Annotated in this window: 13 protein-coding genes; 5 read left to right on the forward strand and 8 right to left on the reverse strand. The window is 43.3% G+C overall.

From position 1 onward, the window contains the following. Positions 1 to 37: 37 nt before the first annotated feature. Complete coding sequence (locus I8752_RS17070) at positions 38 to 1,678, reverse strand: CTP synthase (RefSeq protein WP_214433497.1); 1,641 nt, start codon at positions 1,676 to 1,678, stop codon at positions 38 to 40. Between the two features lie 176 nt (positions 1,679 to 1,854). On the opposite strand from I8752_RS17070, the gene I8752_RS17075 reads away from it, so the two are divergent. The 3 genes from I8752_RS17075 (at position 1,855) to rlmN (ending at position 7,869) form a co-directional block, all read left to right on the forward strand. Further along, positions 1,855 to 3,672 (forward strand): N-acetylmuramoyl-L-alanine amidase, encoded by a 1,818-nt coding sequence (locus I8752_RS17075; protein WP_214433498.1) that lies wholly within the window; start codon positions 1,855 to 1,857, stop codon positions 3,670 to 3,672. 30 nt (positions 3,673 to 3,702) lie between these two features. After that, positions 3,703 to 6,624, forward strand: a complete 2,922-nt coding sequence (locus I8752_RS17080; RefSeq protein ID WP_214433499.1) for a methyl-accepting chemotaxis protein — start codon at positions 3,703 to 3,705, stop codon at positions 6,622 to 6,624. A gap of 183 nt (positions 6,625 to 6,807) precedes the next feature. Next, entirely contained in the window at positions 6,808 to 7,869 is a 1,062-nt protein-coding gene (gene rlmN / locus I8752_RS17085) for a 23S rRNA (adenine(2503)-C(2))-methyltransferase RlmN (RefSeq protein ID WP_214433500.1), read from the forward strand. A 46-nt stretch (positions 7,870 to 7,915) separates the two neighbouring features. Here rlmN and I8752_RS17090 read toward each other — a convergent pair whose 3' ends face one another. Both I8752_RS17090 and I8752_RS17095 read right to left on the reverse strand, forming a co-directional pair. Then, positions 7,916 to 8,095 carry a replication restart DNA helicase PriA gene (locus I8752_RS17090; protein WP_214433501.1) on the reverse strand — a complete coding sequence of 60 codons (180 nt, stop codon included), beginning with the start codon at positions 8,093 to 8,095 and terminating at the stop codon, positions 7,916 to 7,918. A gap of 587 nt (positions 8,096 to 8,682) precedes the next feature. Continuing rightward, positions 8,683 to 9,636, reverse strand: a complete 954-nt coding sequence (locus tag I8752_RS17095) for an RsmB/NOP family class I SAM-dependent RNA methyltransferase (protein WP_214433502.1) — start codon at positions 9,634 to 9,636, stop codon at positions 8,683 to 8,685. A gap of 154 nt (positions 9,637 to 9,790) precedes the next feature. Between I8752_RS17095 and I8752_RS17100 the strand changes: the two genes are divergently transcribed. Continuing rightward, the gene (locus I8752_RS17100) at positions 9,791 to 11,212 is read left to right on the forward strand and encodes a DUF2157 domain-containing protein (protein WP_214433503.1); all 1,422 of its coding nucleotides are present in this window, start codon (positions 9,791 to 9,793) and stop codon (positions 11,210 to 11,212) included. Between the two features lie 167 nt (positions 11,213 to 11,379). Further along, the gene (locus I8752_RS17105; protein ID WP_214433504.1) at positions 11,380 to 12,126 is read left to right on the forward strand and encodes a GDYXXLXY domain-containing protein; all 747 of its coding nucleotides are present in this window, start codon (positions 11,380 to 11,382) and stop codon (positions 12,124 to 12,126) included. 88 nt (positions 12,127 to 12,214) lie between these two features. On the opposite strand, the gene I8752_RS17110 is transcribed toward I8752_RS17105, so the two are convergent. The 5 genes from I8752_RS17110 to I8752_RS17130 all read right to left on the reverse strand — a co-directional run bounded on the left by I8752_RS17110 (position 12,215) and on the right by I8752_RS17130 (position 19,274). After that, positions 12,215 to 12,454 (reverse strand): hypothetical protein, encoded by a 240-nt coding sequence (locus I8752_RS17110; protein ID WP_214433505.1) that lies wholly within the window; start codon positions 12,452 to 12,454, stop codon positions 12,215 to 12,217. A gap of 248 nt (positions 12,455 to 12,702) precedes the next feature. Then, complete coding sequence (sppA, locus tag I8752_RS17115; protein ID WP_214433506.1) at positions 12,703 to 14,538, reverse strand: signal peptide peptidase SppA; 1,836 nt, start codon at positions 14,536 to 14,538, stop codon at positions 12,703 to 12,705. Positions 14,539 to 14,690: 152 nt separating this feature from the next. Further along, entirely contained in the window at positions 14,691 to 15,740 is a 1,050-nt protein-coding gene (fni, locus tag I8752_RS17120) for a type 2 isopentenyl-diphosphate Delta-isomerase (RefSeq protein ID WP_214433507.1), read from the reverse strand. A gap of 299 nt (positions 15,741 to 16,039) precedes the next feature. Further along, complete coding sequence (locus tag I8752_RS17125) at positions 16,040 to 17,482, reverse strand: RecQ family ATP-dependent DNA helicase (RefSeq protein ID WP_214433508.1); 1,443 nt, start codon at positions 17,480 to 17,482, stop codon at positions 16,040 to 16,042. Positions 17,483 to 17,669: 187 nt separating this feature from the next. Next, the gene (locus I8752_RS17130) at positions 17,670 to 19,274 is read right to left on the reverse strand and encodes a 2-isopropylmalate synthase (RefSeq protein WP_214433509.1); all 1,605 of its coding nucleotides are present in this window, start codon (positions 19,272 to 19,274) and stop codon (positions 17,670 to 17,672) included. Positions 19,275 to 19,294 lie beyond the last annotated feature (20 nt).

Consider the following 19,294-nt stretch of genomic DNA (forward strand, 5'->3'; position numbering starts at 1 on the left):
TATTCAAAAATCAAAAAATTGATTTTGAATTTTAAATTTATCGAGATACCTCCATAGGTGTTTGTAATCCAGCCATTGGATGAGTACGAGCGATCGCAGCTTGCACAAACCCTTTAAATAAAGGATGGGGGTTATTTGGACGCGATTTAAACTCTGGATGAAATTGGCAAGAGATAAAAAAGGGATGTTGGGGAAATTCCACAATTTCCACTAAGCGTCCGTCGGGGGAAGTGCCACTAATGAGATAACCAGAATCTAACAACAGTTGGCGGTAATTATTATTGAACTCGTACCGATGACGATGCCGTTCTTTAACTACTTCTTGTTGATACAGCTTGAAAGCTAGACTGTTAGGAAGAATCTGACAATCATACACTCCCAGGCGCATTGTGCCGCCTAAATCGACTACATCTTGCTGTTCTGGCAACAAGTTAATTACAGGATAGTTGGTGTTGGGATCGAATTCAGCACTATTAGCACCTGTTAATTCCTCTACATTCCTAGCCCATTCAATCACGGAACATTGCATTCCCAAGCATAAACCTAAGAAAGGAATTTGGCGATCGCGGGCATATTTAATTGCGGCAATTTTACCGTCTACTCCTCGAAGTCCGAAACCTCCCGGTACAAGCACGCCATCTACACCTGTAAGAAAGTTTTCGGGTGGTTCAGTCTCCAAATCTTCTGAGTTCACCCAACGCAAGCGCAAATCGCCATTAGTCGCAGTGGCAGCATGACGTAGTGCTTCGACTACAGAAAGATAAGCATCGCTTAAGCTGACATACTTACCGACAATGGCAATTTCCACGCTGTACTTGGGACTGTACAATCGTTCCACCATAGTTTGCCACTGCACTAGATTTGGTTGGCGCTGTTCCATGTGCAACAACTCTAGTGCTTGCTGTGCTAGTCCTTGGCGTTCAAGAATCAGCGGTACTTCATAAATACTGCTAGCATCTTGGCATGTAATTACACATGCTTCCGGAACATCGCAAAATTCTGACAATTTGCGTTTTAACCCCACAGGTATGGGGCGATCGCACCGACAAACTAAAATATCCGGTTGGATACCAATGGATCTCAGCTCTTTTACCGAATGCTGGGTTGGCTTAGTTTTCATCTCCCCAGCCGAGGCAATCCACGGTAGCAAGGTAACATGCATATACAGCACGTTTTGCCGTCCCACTTCCTTCCGCAATTGCCGGATAGCTTCCAAAAACGGCAGCGATTCAATATCTCCCACCGTACCACCTATTTCTGTAATCACTACAGATGGGTTGGTATCTTTGGCAACTGATAAAATTCGCTCTTTAATTTCATTGGTGATGTGGGGAATCACCTGCACCGTACCGCCATTATAATCACCGCGACGCTCTCTAGTGATTACAGCTTGGTAAATCGAGCCAGTGGTAACGCTGTTCAGCCGTGACATGGAAGTATCGGTAAAGCGTTCGTAATGCCCCAAGTCCAAATCTGTCTCAGCGCCATCTTCGGTAACAAACACCTCTCCATGCTGAAAAGGACTCATTGTACCCGGATCGACGTTAATATAAGGGTCGAGTTTGAGAATCGACACCGAATAATTCCGCGATTTGAGTAAACGTCCCAGGCTTGCTGCTACAATGCCCTTGCCTATACTGGAAACTACACCTCCAGTTACAAAGATAAACTTAGTCATAGTAGTTTGAATTTTTAGCAACTTCTCAAAATCCATGGTCTGAAGTGTGAAGCTTGAAGTCTCAAGTTATGAATTCTGAAGTATAAAATTTTATCCTTCAAAATTCATCCTTTACCTTCATCCTTATCTTGGTCATTGTGCCACAGTCGTTGTGGTAAATCTTCTGTGATTTTGTCGTGAAAAAACTTCTAGGATTTGTAGTATTAAGTTGTCTTGTCACCTCCTCTGTTGCATTGGCAGAGTCATCTCTTGTAGTTGTTTTTCCCCAGACAAACTACCAAACGAGTGCACAAAGAATCTTTTTTCTAGGCACAGCACCAATAGATGGTCAGGTTCTGATCAATGGTAAGCCAATTACCCGCAGTCAGGCCGGGCATTTTTCCCCAAGTTTCCCTTTGCAGTTGGGAGAGAATCTCTTTACTGTACGTCACCAAAATCAAGAAGTTCAGATTAAGGTGATTAGGCTTTCTACTCAGCCGGAGTTACCACAGGGGTTAGCCTTTGCTAAAGGTTCTCTCACACCAGCAGCTGACATTGCCAGACTTCCTGGAGAACTAATTTGTTTTAGCGCGATCGCACCCCCCAAAGCCAGTGTGTCTGTTAACCTGGCTAATCAAGTTGTTGCCCTTTCGCCCCAGCCGCAGCAGGCGCAATTACCAGATAATTTGGCAGCCCTCACGGGACGAAATCAGCCTACTGCCCAGTCTCTTGCTGGAAAGTATGAGGGTTGCACAACAGTGCAACCGCCAAGTTCCCAACTCTACGGTAACAACATCAACTCTGGTACTGTTGTCCCAAATTCAACTCAAGCAGTAGATTTGGGAACGCCTCAGTTTCAACTGACGCTGAATGGCAAGACGATAACTCAACCAGGGACTGGCAAAATTCAAATCCTCTCGGCCGCACAGTTGCCAGTTGCTGAGGTGACAGTAGACTCAGGTGTTGCTCGCACTGGCCCTAGTACCGATTATTCTCGACTTACCCCACTACCTCAAGGAACAAGAGCAGCAGTTACAGGTAGGGAAGGTGAATGGTTACGCCTAGACTATGGAGCTTGGATTAATAGTAAGGAGACTCGCATCTTACCAGGTGCAGTTGTGCCACGCACAACTATTCGCAGTGTCGGATACCGTCAACTATCCAAAGCGACAGAGATAGTTTTCCCACTAGAGATTCCTGTACCTGTGAGCGTGCAGCAAGGCGAGCGTAATATTACTCTCACACTTTACAACACCACTGCCCAAACAGACATTATTCGTCTGGATGATGACCCGCTAATTTCTCGTCTAGACTGGCAGCAAGTAGCTCCCGGACAAGTCCAATACACTTTTAACCTCAAAAAAGCTCAACAGTGGGGATACAAGCTGAGATACGACGGTACAACCCTGGTTTTGGCTTTGCGTCATCCGCCAGCAATTGAACGAAAAAGACCAAAGCCGTTATCTGGTATCAAAATTGTACTAGATCCAGGTCATGGCGGTAAAGAATCTGGTGCTTCGGGGCCGACTGGGTATTTAGAAAAAGATGTCAACTTGACAGTATCAAAGTTGTTACGGGACGAGTTGGTGCAGCGAGGGGCAACGGTGGTGATGACTAGAGACACTGACAAGGAGCTTTCTCTGCCAGAACGTCAAGCAATTATTTCTCAAGAAGAACCAGCGATCGCTATTTCCATTCATCACAACTCTTTACCTGATGATGGCGATGCGGAAAAAACCAAGGGATTTGCAGCTTTTTGGTATCATCCTCAAGCCCACAGTTTAGCAATGTTTTTGCATAACTATATTGTGAAAAAGCTAGGCAGACCTGATTATGGTGTGCTGTGGGATAACTTGGCACTGACACGTCCGACGGCTGCGCCATCAGTGCTGCTGGAATTGGGTTTTATGAGCAACCCCAACGAATTTGAGCAGGTGATGAACCCAGCAGAACAAAAAAAGATGGCAAAAGCTTTAGCCCAAGGAATTACTGAGTGGTTTAGCAGTGTACGTTAGCATTTAACTACATTAGGATTCGGTAGGCGTATGACAAAGCTCAACAGTTCTAGCAATCCAGCGTCGCCCAGACCTAGGCAACAATGGAGCTTGAAGTCGAAAGCAACTGTTTGGGCGATCGCTCTAACTATGCTGCCAGTGTTGATAGTTGGTATAGCTAATTATCTTGGCACTCAGTCTGTAATCCAGCAGATTGCCCAAGCAAAACCAGATGCCACAGAAATTGAATTGGCGCTCAACAAATATCGCTCATCTCTATTGCTGAACGCTGGAATAATGGCTGTTGTAGCCGGAGCGATCGCCGCTTTTACGGCCAATCGTACCACTCGTCGAGTTATTTGGGCTGCGAAGAAATCTAATGCTTTAATTAATCGCCTGCGGCTAGAGGAAGTCAGGACTCAGCTTCGCGTTTCTGGTCAAGATGAACTAGTCGCTTTAGAGACAAATATTAACTTACTACAACAACAGTTGCCAGAGTTGCTCTGGAAACAAGAAGTTGAAGCTGGGCAATCGCAAATATTAATTAATATTACTCGTCGCATTCGCCAAGCACTATCTGAAGAAGACGTTCTCAGAACAACTGTGGAAGAAGTGCGTGAAGCTTTGAAGCTAGACCGCGTGGCAATCTTTTGCATTGATGCCAATGGCAGTGGAACGTTTATAGAAGAAGCAGTAGCACCTGGTTTGCCCAGAGTATTATGGTCAACTGTCAGCGATCCCTGTTTTGAGGGCGAGTATGTCGAACTGTATCGTCAAGGACGCGTCCGAGCGATCGATGATATCTATCAAGCCAATCTCAAAGATTGTCACATCGGATTATTAGAGCGATTTGCCGTTAAAGCCAATTTAATTGCGCCAATTATTAAAGATAACCAGCTATTTAGTTTACTGATTGGGCATCAGTGTACCGCACCCCGTGTTTGGCAACAGTCTGAAATTGATTTATTCGCGGAAATTGCCACGCAAGTAGGATTTGCCTTAGAACATGCCCAGCTTGTAGAACAGATAGACACCAGAGCCGACCAAGCCCAAGCGATCGTAGATATTACTCGTTCAATTCGCCGATCGCTCAACGAAGAAGATGTCCTCAAAACCACTGTCACGGAAATTCGCAAAGCGATCGCCACAGACAGAGTCATGGTTTATGGTTTTGATAGTAATTGGTATGGCACTGCGATCGCTGAGGCAGTACTTCCAGGCTTTCCCAAAGCATTACGAGCTAATATCAAAGACCCCTGTTTTGCCGAGGGCTATGTCGAACAATATCAAGCCGGAAGAGTGCAAGCTACCAACAACATTTATGAAGCGGGATTGAGTAGTTGTCACATTGGGCAATTGGAAAGTTTTGCCGTGAAGGCGAATCTGATAGCACCGATTCTCAAAGACGATCGCTTATTTGGCTTGCTAATTGCCCATCAATGTGATGCACCAAGAGAATGGCAGCAGTTTGAAATTGATTTATTTACTCAATTAGCCATACAAGTGGGATTTGCTCTCGACCATGCGAGACTGCTCCAGCACATTGATGCTGAAAGGACGCGAACTCAATTACTTGTAGACATTACCCGAAAAATTCGCCGATCGCTCAACGAAGAAGATGTCCTGCAAACCACCGTCACGGAAATTCGTAAAGCGATCGCCACAGATAGAGTCATGGTTTATGGTTTTGATAGCGATTGGTATGGCACTGCGATCGCTGAGTCAGTACTTCCAGGCTTTCCCAAAGCGTTACGAGCTAATATCAAAGACCCTTGTTTTGCTGAGGGCTATGTCGAACAATATCAAGCCGGACGAGTGCAAGCTACCAACAACATTTATGAAGCGGGATTAAGTGCTTGTCACATTGGGCAATTGGAACCTTTTGCCGTGAAGGCGAATCTGGTAGCACCGATTCTCAAAGACGACCGTTTGTTTGGCTTGCTGATTGCTCATCAGTGTACTGCACCAAGAGAGTGGCAGCAGTTTGAAATTGATTTGTTTGCTCAGTTAGCCATGCAAGTGGGATTTGCTCTCGACCATGCTAGGCTTTTAAACCAAATGGAGCAGGCATATGATTCTGTAGAATTAGCCTTAACTGAGCAGCATCAACAAAAACACGCTCTCCAAGGTCAAATATCAGAACTTATGCAAGCTAGCGAAACTGTTTTGCAAAATCTCTATTCAAAGGCACTTACGCAGATAGAGTCTGTGACATCTATTCACAATCAAATTAAGACATTAGCTAATTCAGCTCAAGAAATGCTTTTGTCTGTCCAAGAAGCTGAACGCCAAAAGCAGTGGCTCAACCAAACAGTACAAGATGGGCAGGAGGGCATAAATCAGATTTTTGCAAGTGTTTCTGCAATCCAAATCACCGTCACGGAAGCTGCTGTTAGTGCTAGACGCTTAGACCAGCCTTCGCAAAAGCTTTCGCAACGACTGAGCCAACTAAATCAAGTTGTGTCAAACATCAAGTTTCACGTCATGAAGCTTGCTTTGGCAGCCAGTCGTAATGGCGAGGCAGGTCGAGACTTGGCTGCGATCGCCGATGGAATTCTGTCGCTGGTACAGCAACTAGAAACGCATATTGCAGAAATTCCTTCCTTAGTTGCAGATGTTGACACAGCAAATAATCAGGTGGTGGCGTTAGTAGAAGCTGGCAAGGAAGAGGCGATCGCTCTTACTCAAGGACTAGAAGCAACTCAGCTAAAACTCAATCAAATTAATGCCATTAGTTCCGAGGTGAATGCAATGGTTGAAGAATTGACCCAAGCAACTGTAAATCAAGTGGAAACTTCCACAGCTGTCAATCAAGCTATTTTAGAAATTACGAATATCGCTAATCAAACATCAGAATATGCCGTGTCATTAGCTCAATCTTTAGCTAAATTGACAGCAACGGTACAAGAAGGTGGAGTGACAGGAGAGTTAAAGAAAAATCCCCAATCCGAGCGTAATGGCAATTTTAAGTAGGTGGACATAATTAAATGTAAAATGCCAACGGATGAAACGCTTTCATAAACTGGCATTTACCTCCTGCCTTCTGCCCTCTGCCTCCTGCCTTCTACTTAATTAGTCAAAAAGCTACCCACTCAACTCCAGTTTGACACCAGAAGTTAGTAGGATAGAGACTCTAGCATCAATTTATAATTTCCTATGTCTGCTACTTCTCTTATTTCTTCGGTTGATTCCAGAACATCAGAAATCATTCCTCCTTTATTAGGTGCTTCAGTTGCCGAGTTAAGCGCTTGGGTACAGCAGCAAGGACAACCCGCTTATCGAGGCAAGCAACTGCATGAGTGGATTTATCAAAAGGGAGTGCGATCGCTTGGTGATATCTCTGTCTTCCCGAAACAATGGCGTGCAGAACTGGCAGAAATCCCCATTGGACGTTCAACTATTCACCACCGCGCCGTTGCACCCGATGGCACAATCAAGTACCTGCTGCAACTGAAAGACGGTCAAATTATTGAAACTGTTGGCATTCCCACAGATAAGCGCTTAACAGTATGTGTCTCTACTCAAGTGGGTTGCCCGATGGCGTGCGATTTCTGCGCTACTGGCAAAGGCGGCTATCAGCGCAACCTCGCGAGATATGAAATTGTCGATCAGGTGTTAACTGTACAACAAGATTTTCAGCAAAGAGTTAGCCATGTGGTATTCATGGGTATGGGCGAACCATTGTTGAATACTGAAAATGTCCTTGCAGCCCTGAAATCCCTAAATCAAGATGTCGGTATTGGCCAGCGATCGCTAACTGTTTCGACAGTGGGTATTCGCGATCGCATCCGTCAGTTAGCCCAACATCATTTGCAAATCACTCTTGCCGTTAGTCTCCACGCACCCAACCAAGCACTAAGGGAACAACTAATACCGAGTGCCCGCCCTTATCCTTTAGAAGATTTGCTGGCTGAATGTCGGGAATACGTAGAAATAACTGGGCGGCGTGTATCTTTTGAATATGTTCTCTTGGCTGGAGTGAATGATTTGCCAGAACATGCATTGGAGTTGGCAAAATGTCTGCGAGGATTCCAAAGTCATGTGAATTTGATTCCTTATAACCCCATTGCCGAAGTTGACTACAAACGCCCCAACCGCGATCGCATTCAAGCTTTTGTTAACATCCTCAAGCAACAACAAATAGCTGTTAGCGTGCGCTACTCCCGTGGCTTAGAAGCTGACGCTGCTTGCGGACAACTGAGAATAAATAAAAATTAAACATGTAAAATTAAAAATTAAAGTTCACAACCTTCAATTTTTAATTTTATCTTTTTGCCAAAATACCTGGGGCATAAGCCTCAATCACTTTACCTGTGCGAGTGCAACTAATCATCAAGTAGTCGCAGGCAGGGCATTGTGTCCGAGTTATTTGACTTTCAGAAATATAATGACGTTCTCCCACACTGCCACAGTTTGGGCAGTGAATTTTTTGTATTGTATGCATTGTTTTACCCCTGGTTGTAATTATTTTGTCTGAAAAAAACCGCGAACCAAGCTAGCTAATATTTTTGGTTTGACCCAAGTTAACAAACAGCCAATGTAATAGCTGATTATTTTAAAAAAGATTTTATCTTTGAAAAAGTATTGCTATTCTTAGCTTATTGTCCTCAAATACAGGTATTTTTTTCATCCCACTTTAGATACATAAATTAATTTATCTGACGGCATACGACTTAGAGATTCGGCGATCCCTATGACTAATGCCTTGAGAAAGCCTAATTTATAGTCATCTTAGACAAGCACAAAAAAAGCTGTTCTTGTATTCAAAAATTAAAATATAGAAAATACTGTATATTTAGTTACAAAATATTACTCTTAAGATTTAGTTCATATTTGCTGTCAATATTTATGAGGGCTTCTAGCCCTTCCAGTGCAGGCTTTGCGCCCAGACTACAATAAAATCGCACCAAATTAGCTATGTCGCGCTAGTAGGGTGTGTTATCGCGTAGCGTAAGGCCGTAACGCACCCTTCCAGATTTTCGCTGCTTTAGGACGTTTCGTACATAACGCACCGTACCAAATTTTCTAAATCTATAAATGTTGTATAGTCCCCAGACTCTTTAAAATTTCCTTATCTAATTCTTGAACCTCACCTTCAACGGTATTTTGAAAAAGTACCGTAAATGCTCCAGCACCTAATCTATCTTGGGGAAAAATCCGATAGCAAGGCATAGTAGTTAAGTGCGATTGATATTCTTGTAGAAGACTAATTTGTATGGCTTGAAATTGGGGAAAACGTGACAAAAACCATTCACATACTTGCTCGTTTTCTTCAGGTGAATAAGTACAAGTCATATATGCTAGATAACCTTGGGGAGCAACTAATTGAGCGGAGTTGGCAATAATTCTTTTTTGTCTGTTTGCACTTTTATTAATAGCAGTTGGATGAAAACATCCAGGTGCTTTTTCCCCTTTAGCTAATAAAGATTGACCCGTACAGGGAGCATCTACGATAACTAGATTACTAGATAAAGGAATATTTTTGGCAAAAATACTAGAATCTCTATTAACTACAATACAAGAATTAATCTGACAACGTTTGAGATTAGAAATTAACATTCCCAAACGTTTGCCGATCGCCTCATTACTAATGAGTAGATCGGGTTGCAAGGCTTGATAAGCAAAGACGCTCTTGCCTCCAGGAGAAGCACACATATCAAAAACTAAATGTATCGGCCCAGGAATCGCTAACAAAGTAGTAGCCGCAAATACAGAAGAAAAATCTAAACAATAAAAATATCCTTGGTTATGTAGGGGATGTTGTCCCGGTTTTTCTCCTAAGTATAAACGGTCTACAAACTGCGGTTGCCAAATTGTTGGTGTTTCCACTGCAAAAGGTAAGTTATCTGGCCTTTGTTGACACCAGAGAATGCAAGGTTGAAAAGGCTGGGGATGAATTAACGCTTCGATAAATTTTTCTTGTTTATCTGGGTTTTCAAACAAACGCCGCGAGAGTTTAACGAGTAAATTTGAGGGCTTTTCCATTAGTAAAACTGTTACAGAAGAACAATGCTATCCAGTGATTTGGCTGCATACTGAAAACATCATGACCGCCATTCCGATGGGGAATCAATCTTCTCTGCTGTACTTTCCATATGTCGTGAAAAATTAGCACTACCCCACTGCACTGGAGATGTTCATGGTGTTAGAGAATTTTCAGCGGAGATTACGCCAAGAATCACAACTATGGCGCGATGAAGGAATAATTAGTGCTTCGCAATACGAACAAATAGCAAACCGCTATCAATTTAAAAACATCGAAGCTGCTGCACGCGATCGCTCTAAAATGATTGCGATCGCTATCGGCAGTATCCTTTTATGTTTGGGCGTAATTACCTTCATAATTGCCAACTGGCAGATATGGGCGCGAGAAGTCAAATTCATTCTGATGATGAGTTTGTTTTTCTCGACTAATATCATTGGTTTCTACACGTGGAAATCTGCTGTCGAAGGCAAGAAACCACAACGCAGCAAGCGACTACTAGGAGAGTTCTTGCTAGTTTTAAGCGCTTTTATTTTAGGCGCAAACATCGCACTGATGGCAGAAATTTTCAATATCAACGGTTCGGCTACCGAACTGTTTCTGGCTTGGGGGTTTGGTGTTTTGGTCATGGCCTACAGTCTGTCCTTAAATTCCTTGGGAATTATGGCCATTATCCTAATACAAATAGGCTATTGGGTGGGACAAGGAGACTTGTCATATAGCAACTATACAAATGACTGGTCTTGGGTACGCCTAGTCTTAAAACACATGCCTCTACTGTCATGGTTGCTGTTTGTCCCTCTAGCTTACCTTTGTCGTTCGCGTTGGATTTTTTGTTTAGCAGCCTTCGCCTTTGCGAGTTCCTTAATATCTAACCTCGACCCCTTACCACTTCTAAATCTTTCTGATGTGGCTCCTTGGGTGGCATCTTTCGCTTTTGCACTGCCACCTGCATTATTCTGGAGCTATGACGACCTGCTATTTCCGACAATCAATTACAGGCTATTTCAACCTCTAGGGCGCGATTTAGCATTAGTGGCTTTTGGGCTTGTTTTTTACGTTCTATCTTTCCGTTGGCAATGGCAAGCTCAATCTTACACTTCTTCTTACCCTCTGACGAATAACACCAACTTATTCATGTCTCTTCCCATCATTGATTTGGGAATTCTCAGCGGTTTAGCAGTCTTGCAATGGTTGTTTCTGATGCGTCACAGAAGTAACCCCCCTCGTCGGGAAGTAATTTTTACTACCGCTCTCATTACTACCTTTATTGCCTTCATTGCCATAGTACCTTTTTGGCATCAAGCCATTAGTCGCATCGGTGACTTAGGCAGTTTTATCTTCAATGTACTTTTGGCAATCTTGTCTTGGGGGTTGATTCAAGAAGGATTGAAGTTAAGCGATAGACGCGCCTTTTGGGGCGGTATGCTATTGTTAACGCTGCAAATTATTAGTCGGATGCTAGAGTACGACACTGACCTACTTTTCAAATCTTTGGTTTTTGTGATGTGTGGTTCTGTATTAATTAGTGTGGGACTCTGGTTTGAACGTCGGCTAACTACTGCAACTAAGAAGTAAAGTTTCAGAGATATAGGAGTGTAGGTGAGAGGAAGGGGTATAAAAGGTATGGCGGTTGCGTTCCGCGTATCTTGAGATTCTTATCTCCTTACATCCTCCAAGGGTGAAATCTTTTTGCGTAAGTCCTGTTTTAGCTTCCTTAACACCCTTTTTTTAGGACTACGCTGATGAAAAGTGAATCTTCGGAATCGAGTAAGAAAAGCGAATCTTCGGAATCGAGTAAAAATAAATCATTGTCTCCCGAAGCAGAATTTTCTAAGAAGCTGACTTTTCGGGATTACTTAATTGCCAGCGAACAAAAAGCTAACGAACCTTTACCTTTTTGGCGGCTATTGCTTCCTTTACTAATTCAAACAGGAATAATTCTGGCAGTTCCCACCCAGGCAATGTATACAAACCTTACAGGTAAAGAGGTGATTTTGCAAACAGTGCCTGTAAACTCGAATAATGTCTTGCAAGGGTACTCCCTCAACCTCGACTACAACATATCCCGTGTTTCAACTTTAAGAAGACTTCCTGGCTGGGAAGATGTACTCAGGAGAAATCGGGGGAGTAACGGACAATTACTTTCAGGGACTAACTTGTACGTAATTTTACAGGAGCAACAATCTTTTAGTGGTGGCGTTCCTAGGGCTTGGCGACCTGTACGCGTGAGTAGCAATCTTCCTACGTACCTACCATCCGAGCGAGTCGCCTTAAGAGGTGTTTATCAAGATGGTTTTATCAACTACGGCGTGGAAACATACAATATCCCAGACGAACAGCGATCGCAGCTCAATAGCGATATTGCTCGTACTGTTCGCCAAACCAGAAATGGACAGCTACGACCGATAGTAGTAAAAGTCAGAGTAGACCCACAGGGTAATGCTGTACCAGTTAGTCTGTGGGTACGCGATCGCAATTATCGTTTTTAGGACTCGGTCAACTCAATATTAGTGGTTGAGGGCAGATAAGGGATGAGGAGCAGGCTAAGATAAAACTAATAACTCCTGCCTTCTTCCACTAATCTTCATGACGTGCGTTCCATGCTACACCAAAAGCCGCCCCTGCCCCTGCTACTAATCCAATACTCATTCCTTCTATAGTTTTTTGAATGGGGTCTTGAGTTAGGCAATCATTAGTAACGTTACTAGCGCGTAAGCAAAGATTACTCTGTGCCCAAGAAGAAGTACCTCCTAGAATTACACCAGCTACACTACAGGAAACAACAAGTAACAGAAGGCGTTTTGTTTTTCTATCCATAGATGGATGCGTCAGAGATTCTAAAGTGTAATCAATCTTCAACTACTTTACACATCCTTGCTGTTTCTGTCAGCTGGTTTAACAGAAAATAAAGAATAATTAGTGTGTAATATTGTGTCCGCCTAATCGCTTATGATTACAATCTCTCCTTTGTCCCCGCGTCCCCGCGTCCCCGTGTCTTTGCGTCAGTCTAAACAATAAGTCTTTAACCGGACATGATATAAGTCCTATCCCAATGCCCATTGCAACTACTCAATCTTCAAGTTAAAAGGTAAACGAGCGTACACTCCTTGAGGATCGTTCATATTTTGCAGAATCTCAACTTCTTGTTGGAGTTTTTGGAACTCAGTGGTCAGGGGATTGGATGATTTGATTTGCGCTTTTTCAATTCCTAAAGCTGTACGTGTCTCTTCAACTGTCCGGCCAAACAAGCGTTCTTCAAAGCTGCTTTGTTTGGGATACTCCTGCAATTGCCAATCTTTGTCCAGATTGGCTTGCTTGGCAGCATATTCAATGGCAGCATTGAGACCGCCGATTTCATCTACCAAACCAATTTGTTTGGCAGCTTCACCAGACCAAACTCTTCCTTGGGCAATTTCTGCGACTTTTTGCCCTGGTAATTTTCGTCCTTGAGAAACTTTGTTGAGGAATAGATTGTAAATTCGGTTAACACTGCGTTGGTAAATTGCTAACTCTTGGGGCGATTTGGGTCGAGCAACTGTTTGAGTATCAGCATAACGAGCGGTTTTGACTGAATCCCAAGTGATGCCATTATTATTGGCTAGTTTTTGCCCATTAAATAGCACTCCAAATACACCAATGGAACCTGTGATTGTATTGGGTTCGGCGAAAATCCGGTTGGAGTCGCTAGCAATCCAGTAACCACCAGAAGCAGCGACATCACCCATCGAGACGATAACAGGTTTCGCCTCACGAGTTAATCGTACTTCTCGTTGCATGACTTCAGCTGCTGTAGCACTGCCACCAGGACTGTTAATCCGCAGGACGATCGCTTTTACATCTTTATCTTGTCGCAGTCTGTTGAAAATTTTTGCAAAGCGATCGCCTCCTACTTGTCCGTCTTCACCTTTTCCATCGACAATTTCGCCCTCAGCGTATACCACAGCAATTTTATTTTTCGAGTTGCGTTCTACACTCAGTGAATTGTTAGGAACTTTGGCGTATTCTTCTAAATCAATTTGTCGGAATGTTTTATCGTCTTTATCGCTACCTGTTAATTCTTTCAGTTCGCCAATCACTTGGTCTGCGTAAGCCACTCGGTCAACCAAGCCGCTAGACTTAGCTGCTGTCGCTTCTAGTATTGCCTGATTATCTGCGATCGCTTGTAACTTTTGGGGATTAATTTTCCGGCTTGCGCCTACTGTAGTCCGCCACTCTCCCCAGACATCATCTAATAATTTCTGCGTTTGTTCGCGGTTTTCTGGACTCAGTTTGGTCAGGATATACGGTTCGACTGCGCCTTTAAATTTCCCCACCCGCACGACTTGAACGCCAATGCCGTATTTCTGCAATGCCCCTGCCAAGAACATTGGTTGGCTACTTAAACCGTTAATTTCCATTAAACCCAAGGGATTAAGCACGATGGTATCTGCCACCGAACTCAAGTAATATTCGCGTTTACCCCAATCCATACCATAGGCGACAACCTTCTTACCAGCAGCACGGCACTCTTCTAAGGCTTTGCGAATTTCCTTGAGGGAGGCAAAACCTAGACCGCTAGCTGCACTTGTCCGAGTTCCATCCAAGTAGATACCGACAATTCGTTTATCGCGCCGCACCTTTTCTAAAGTATCAAGGACGCTGCGGAGTGTCATCCTCTCTTGTTCTACGCCTGATAGTGTTTGTTGAAACGCTTCGCTAGAACTAGGTTCTCTATCAGTGATATTCATCGACAAGTCAAAAACCACCACTGACTTATCTTTGACTACCGGGCCAGTATCTTTGGAGGTAGCAACAGCAAATAACAGAAATAATAGTCCTGTAGTACCGATACCGCAGAAAATAAACAGTCCTAGTAAGCTGCCTAATACGCTGGCAAAAGTTTGTTTAATAAAATTATTCATTAGTCAGTAGTCAGTAGTCAGTGGTCAGTAGTAGAGACGCGATTAATCGCGTCTGTAGTTAGTAGTAGAGACGCGATTAATCGCGTTTGTACAGTAGTTAGTGGTCAGTAGAAGAACAGCTAACAACTGACAATTAACAAATTACTACTTACTTATTCTATGCGCTGTAAACTTCCAGAATGTTTTAACTGCTGCAAGGTGGCATTGCCAGTGCAAAATAACACTGTAGTGATTTCGGCAATTAATACTTCAGCTAAATCGGAGAGTGCTGCTTCTGATACTACCGCCGCTTGTAAGAAAGGCATTGCTAATCCAGCTATATCTGCGCCTAAGGCGATCGCTTTAGCTACATCTAGTCCCTGACGCAATCCGCCTGAGGCAATTAAGGGTATATTAGGAGCGATCGCGCGAATACTGGTGATGCACTCTGCTGTTGGCAAACCCCAATCAGCAAAAGTATTTCCTAACCGCTGCTGCAAGGTGTTTTCCGCTCGTTCGCCTTCTACCTTCGCCCAAGAAGTACCACCTGCCCCAGCTACATCAATCGCTGTCACTCCAGCAGCTAGTAATTTCTCTGCCATCGGCGCTGAAATTCCATTGCCTACTTCCTTAGCAATCACAGGTACTGGCAATTTAAAGCATAATTTATTAATTTTGTCAAGTAAACCTTTAAAATTAGTATCACCTCTAGGTTGAATAAACTCTTGTAAAGGATTGATATGCAAAATTAAAGCATCAGCTTCTACCATATCGATAATTTGCAGACATTCATCTAAGCCATATTTATAGTTGAGTTGCACGGCTCCGACATTGGCAAACAATAGAACATCAGGAGCATATTTGCGGATAGCAAAGGTATTAGCCACCTGGGGTTTTTCCACCGCCACTCGCTGCGAACCGACACCCATAGCAATTTTATAGTGTTGTGCGACTTCTGCTAGACGCTGGTTTATTGTTCCTGCTTGTTCTGTTCCTCCAGTCATGGAAGAAATGAGTAAAGGCGCACCTAGGTGTTTGCCTAAAAAAGTTGTGCTGATATCGATGTCGTTACGGTCTAGTTCCGGTAAGCAACAATGAGTGAAGCGATAGCGTTCGAGTCCGTTGGTAGTTTGGTGGAACTGCACATCTTCTTCTAAACAAATACGGATGTGATCCGCTTTGCGTGACTGGGTTTGTGCTGAGTTAGTGGCAGGGGCGTTCACTGGTGGATATAAATTAAAGTATTAGCAATCCCCATTGTTACAGTTTCAAGCAGTTTGTGGTGTCAAGAGTTGAGATATAAAATTACTTCTTGTCAGTAATCCATATACTGGGTACACTTCATGTAAAACCCTTACCTTATTGAGCTTTGTAATAAATTTGAGTTTAGTGTTTACAAAATCCTAAATGCAAATTGTTATACTAATTCACCAAAATCTTGATACACATGCAAGAACCTGTAGGGGCGAACGGCCGTTCGCCCTTACATCCCTATTTGCATTATTTATAAAGTGAAATCGTATTAGCAGCAATTATCGCAATGTCCGCAACGCCAGTTAGCTGCTTCTTTGTCAAACCCAAAGGCGTTTAATAAAAACTGCCAGCGACACTGTTTGGTAGTCAAATATTGATGCATTTGTTTGCCAGCTTGTAATTGCGTTGTCGGCTGATTTTTCGTCTTTTGCTCGATACTGTAATGAAAAGGGTCAAGCCAGTTTAACTGACCGCTGCTGTGGAGTAAGGCTAGTGCTGTAGCACCATCAGGAAATTGTCGCGTTACAGCATTAACTTCTCCCTGTTTCGGCAGTTTTTTGATGAGTTGCTGTGCTGTTTGCTGTTGCGATCGCATTTTTTCTTCAAAAAACTGTTGTCTTTGCTTATCTTCTGGGTCTAACCAGCCTGTAGGTTCGCTCACCAACGTTAATGCTTCTGCTGGTTTTCCATCTCTGCCAGCGCGACCGATTTCTTGCACGTATTCAGACAGCAGATGTGGTGCGTGAAAGTGAATAATCCACCTGACATTGCTTTTGTTTATACCCATACCAAAGGCGCAGGTACAAACCACAAAGGGTATTTTGTCACTTAACCAACTTGCTTCCACTGCACGGCGTTCTGCTGCACCCAATCCTGCATGATAACTAGCTGTGGCATAACCCATCTCTGCTAACCATGCAGCTAAATTCTCACTATCTCTCCTGGTACGAACGTAAATTAATCCAGCTTGTTGCGGTCGATTTTGAATAAATTTGAGTAATTGTTGTTTTCTACCCCTTGGTGTCCAAGCTATGCGGATACTGGGATGTAAATTAGGACGATAGGGATTGAGACGAAAAATTTCTGGTTGCTGTAACTGTAAAACTGTTTTAATAGTAGTTTGGGCTAAAGGGTCAGCTGTAGCAGTGAAAGCAGCTAAACTTATTTTTGTTCCTGATGGTTTTGATTTTAGTAATGCTGGTCTGACTGCTCCTAATCTGCGATAAGCTGGTCGAAATGTTTCTCCCCACTGCACCAAACAATGAGCTTCATCCAAAATCAAAGCGTTAATTTGCAATTTTGGCTGAGACAATCTTTCCCAGACGGGCGCACTCAGTAGAGTTTCCGGCGATAAGTACAACAATCTTAGCTGTTGGCGTTCTAAAGCTTGCAGCGTTGCCCGACGTTGGGATGATGGCAATTCACTATGTAAAAGGGCAGCTTTTTGGTGATGCTGGAGTAGTTCCTGTACTTGGTTTTCCATTAACGCCACCAAGGGCGAAACTACCAAAGTTAATCCTGTTTGTAGCAATGCCGGAAGTTGAAAACAAATTGATTTTCCCCCACCTGTCGGCATCAGAATCAATGCATCTTTTTGCGCTAACAAGCAACTGATAATTTCTCCCTGTGGCGGACGGAAGTCTTCATAACGCCAGATTTTTTGGAAGGTAGCGCGGACTTCGTTCCAAGATGTTGTGATTTGATGATTCATAAATATTAGTAGATGCGCGTAATTTTGAATATACGCGCATCTACCAACTTACTGGTTCAGTAATAATGTCAGTTGTCAGTTGTCAGTGGTCAGTGGTCAGTGGTCAGTTGTCAGGATTTTTATCTCCCCTGCTCCCCTGCTCCCCTGCTCCCCTGCTCCTCTGCTCCTCTGCTCTCTTATTCCCTACTTACACTTTCTTTGCGATCGCTTCTGGTTGCTGTTGTTTGTTTTGCAGATATGCATATAATCTATTCAGCGCATTGATATATGCTTGCGCGGATGCAACTATGATGTCTGTGTTCGCGGCATGACCTGCAAATACTCTAGATTCGTACCGCAAACGAATAGTTACTTCCCCAATCGCATCAATCCCTGCGGTTACTGACTGCACGGAAAACTCAATCAACTGATTTGGTACGTTTACCACCCGATTGATTGCTTTGTAAACAGCGTCTACTGGCCCAGTCCCAATAGCTGCGTCAGTTAATTCTTCACCTTCTGGAGTGCGGAGAGTGACTGTAGCTGTAGGTTTGGCGTTGCTACCACAGGAAACTTGCACTAACTCTACGCGGAATAAATCGGGTGCTTGTTGGATTTCATCATTAACAATTGCTTCCAAGTCCCAATCGGAAATTTCTTTCTTTTTATCAGCTACTTCTTTAAACTTAACAAATGCTTTGTTTAATTCCGTTTCTGATAGTTCAAAGCCCAATTCTTTCAAGCGGGTACGAAAAGCATTTCTGCCAGAATGTTTGCCCAAAACTATTTGATTGTCTGTTAAGCCAATCAATTGGGCATCCATAATTTCATAAGTGAGTTTGTTTTTCAGCACGCCATCTTGGTGAATACCAGACTCGTGAGCAAAGGCGTTTGCCCCCACTATCGCTTTATTTGGTTGCACTAACATGCCTGTCAAATTAGAAACTAAACGCGAGGTTTTATAAATTTGACGAGTGTCGATATTTGTGAGTGCTTGTTCGGAATCTGTTGGTCTTCCTAAGAAAGGATTAAAATATTGTCGCCGGACGTGCAAAGCCATTACTAATTCTTCTAAGGCTGCATTTCCTGCTCGTTCGCCAATGCCGTTGATGGTACATTCTAATTGCCGCGCGCCATTTTTTACAGCTTCCAAGAAGTTGGCAACTGCTAAACCTAAATCGTTATGTCCGTGAACGGAAATAATTGCTCGGTCGATGTTGGGAACATTATCTTTAATGCCCTTAATTATTGCTCCAAATTCGCTGGGTGTAGTATAGCCTACAGTATCAGGAATATTAACGGTTGTTGCCCCGGCTGCGATCGCTCGCTCTAACACTTGATACACAAATTCTGGATCGGAACGTCCCGCATCTTCGGGCGAAAATTCCACATCATCTGTGAAACTTTTAGCATAAGCTACCATTTCTTCAGCGATCGCCAATACTTCTGATTTTGTTTTTTTGAGTTTGTATTTTAGGTGAATATCAGAAGTAGCAATAAATGTATGAATTCTGCCACGAGCTGCTGCTTTGATCGCGGTTGCTGCTGTTTTTATATCGTCATGCCTAGCTCTAGCTAAACTACAAATTACCGGCCCTTCTTCTGTCCCGACAATTTCCGCTATCTTACTAACTGCCTCAAAATCTCCCGGACTAGCAAAGGCAAAACCTGCTTCAATTACATCTACACCCAAGCGTGCTAGTTGTTTGGCGATCGCTAGCTTTTCGTCTATATTCAGTGTTGCTCCCGGACATTGCTCTCCATCTCGGAGTGTAGTATCAAAAATGATGATTCTTTCTGGTTTATTAGTCATTTTGGTTTGTTGTTTAGTTT

The organism is Dendronalium phyllosphericum CENA369 (assembly GCF_016056275.1).
GTDB classification, from domain to species: Bacteria; Cyanobacteriota; Cyanobacteriia; order Cyanobacteriales; family Nostocaceae; genus Dendronalium; species Dendronalium phyllosphericum.

What these genes read in the sequence shown, in the direction of transcription:
- I8752_RS17070 (WP_214433497.1), bottom strand. Translation starts at nt 1,678, where the DNA reads ATGACTAAGTTTATCTTTGTAACTGGAGGTGTAGTTTCCAGTATAGGC.
- I8752_RS17080 (WP_214433499.1), top strand. Translation starts at nt 3,703, where the DNA reads ATGACAAAGCTCAACAGTTCTAGCAATCCAGCGTCGCCCAGACCTAGG.
- rlmN (WP_214433500.1), top strand. Translation starts at nt 6,808, where the DNA reads ATGTCTGCTACTTCTCTTATTTCTTCGGTTGATTCCAGAACATCAGAA.
- I8752_RS17090 (WP_214433501.1), bottom strand. Translation starts at nt 8,095, where the DNA reads ATGCATACAATACAAAAAATTCACTGCCCAAACTGTGGCAGTGTGGGA.
- I8752_RS17095 (WP_214433502.1), bottom strand. Translation starts at nt 9,636, where the DNA reads ATGGAAAAGCCCTCAAATTTACTCGTTAAACTCTCGCGGCGTTTGTTT.
- I8752_RS17100 (WP_214433503.1), top strand. Translation starts at nt 9,791, where the DNA reads ATGGTGTTAGAGAATTTTCAGCGGAGATTACGCCAAGAATCACAACTA.
- I8752_RS17105 (WP_214433504.1), top strand. Translation starts at nt 11,380, where the DNA reads ATGAAAAGTGAATCTTCGGAATCGAGTAAGAAAAGCGAATCTTCGGAA.
- I8752_RS17110 (WP_214433505.1), bottom strand. Translation starts at nt 12,454, where the DNA reads ATGGATAGAAAAACAAAACGCCTTCTGTTACTTGTTGTTTCCTGTAGT.
- sppA (WP_214433506.1), bottom strand. Translation starts at nt 14,538, where the DNA reads ATGAATAATTTTATTAAACAAACTTTTGCCAGCGTATTAGGCAGCTTA.
- I8752_RS17125 (WP_214433508.1), bottom strand. Translation starts at nt 17,482, where the DNA reads ATGAATCATCAAATCACAACATCTTGGAACGAAGTCCGCGCTACCTTC.
- I8752_RS17130 (WP_214433509.1), bottom strand. Translation starts at nt 19,274, where the DNA reads ATGACTAATAAACCAGAAAGAATCATCATTTTTGATACTACACTCCGA.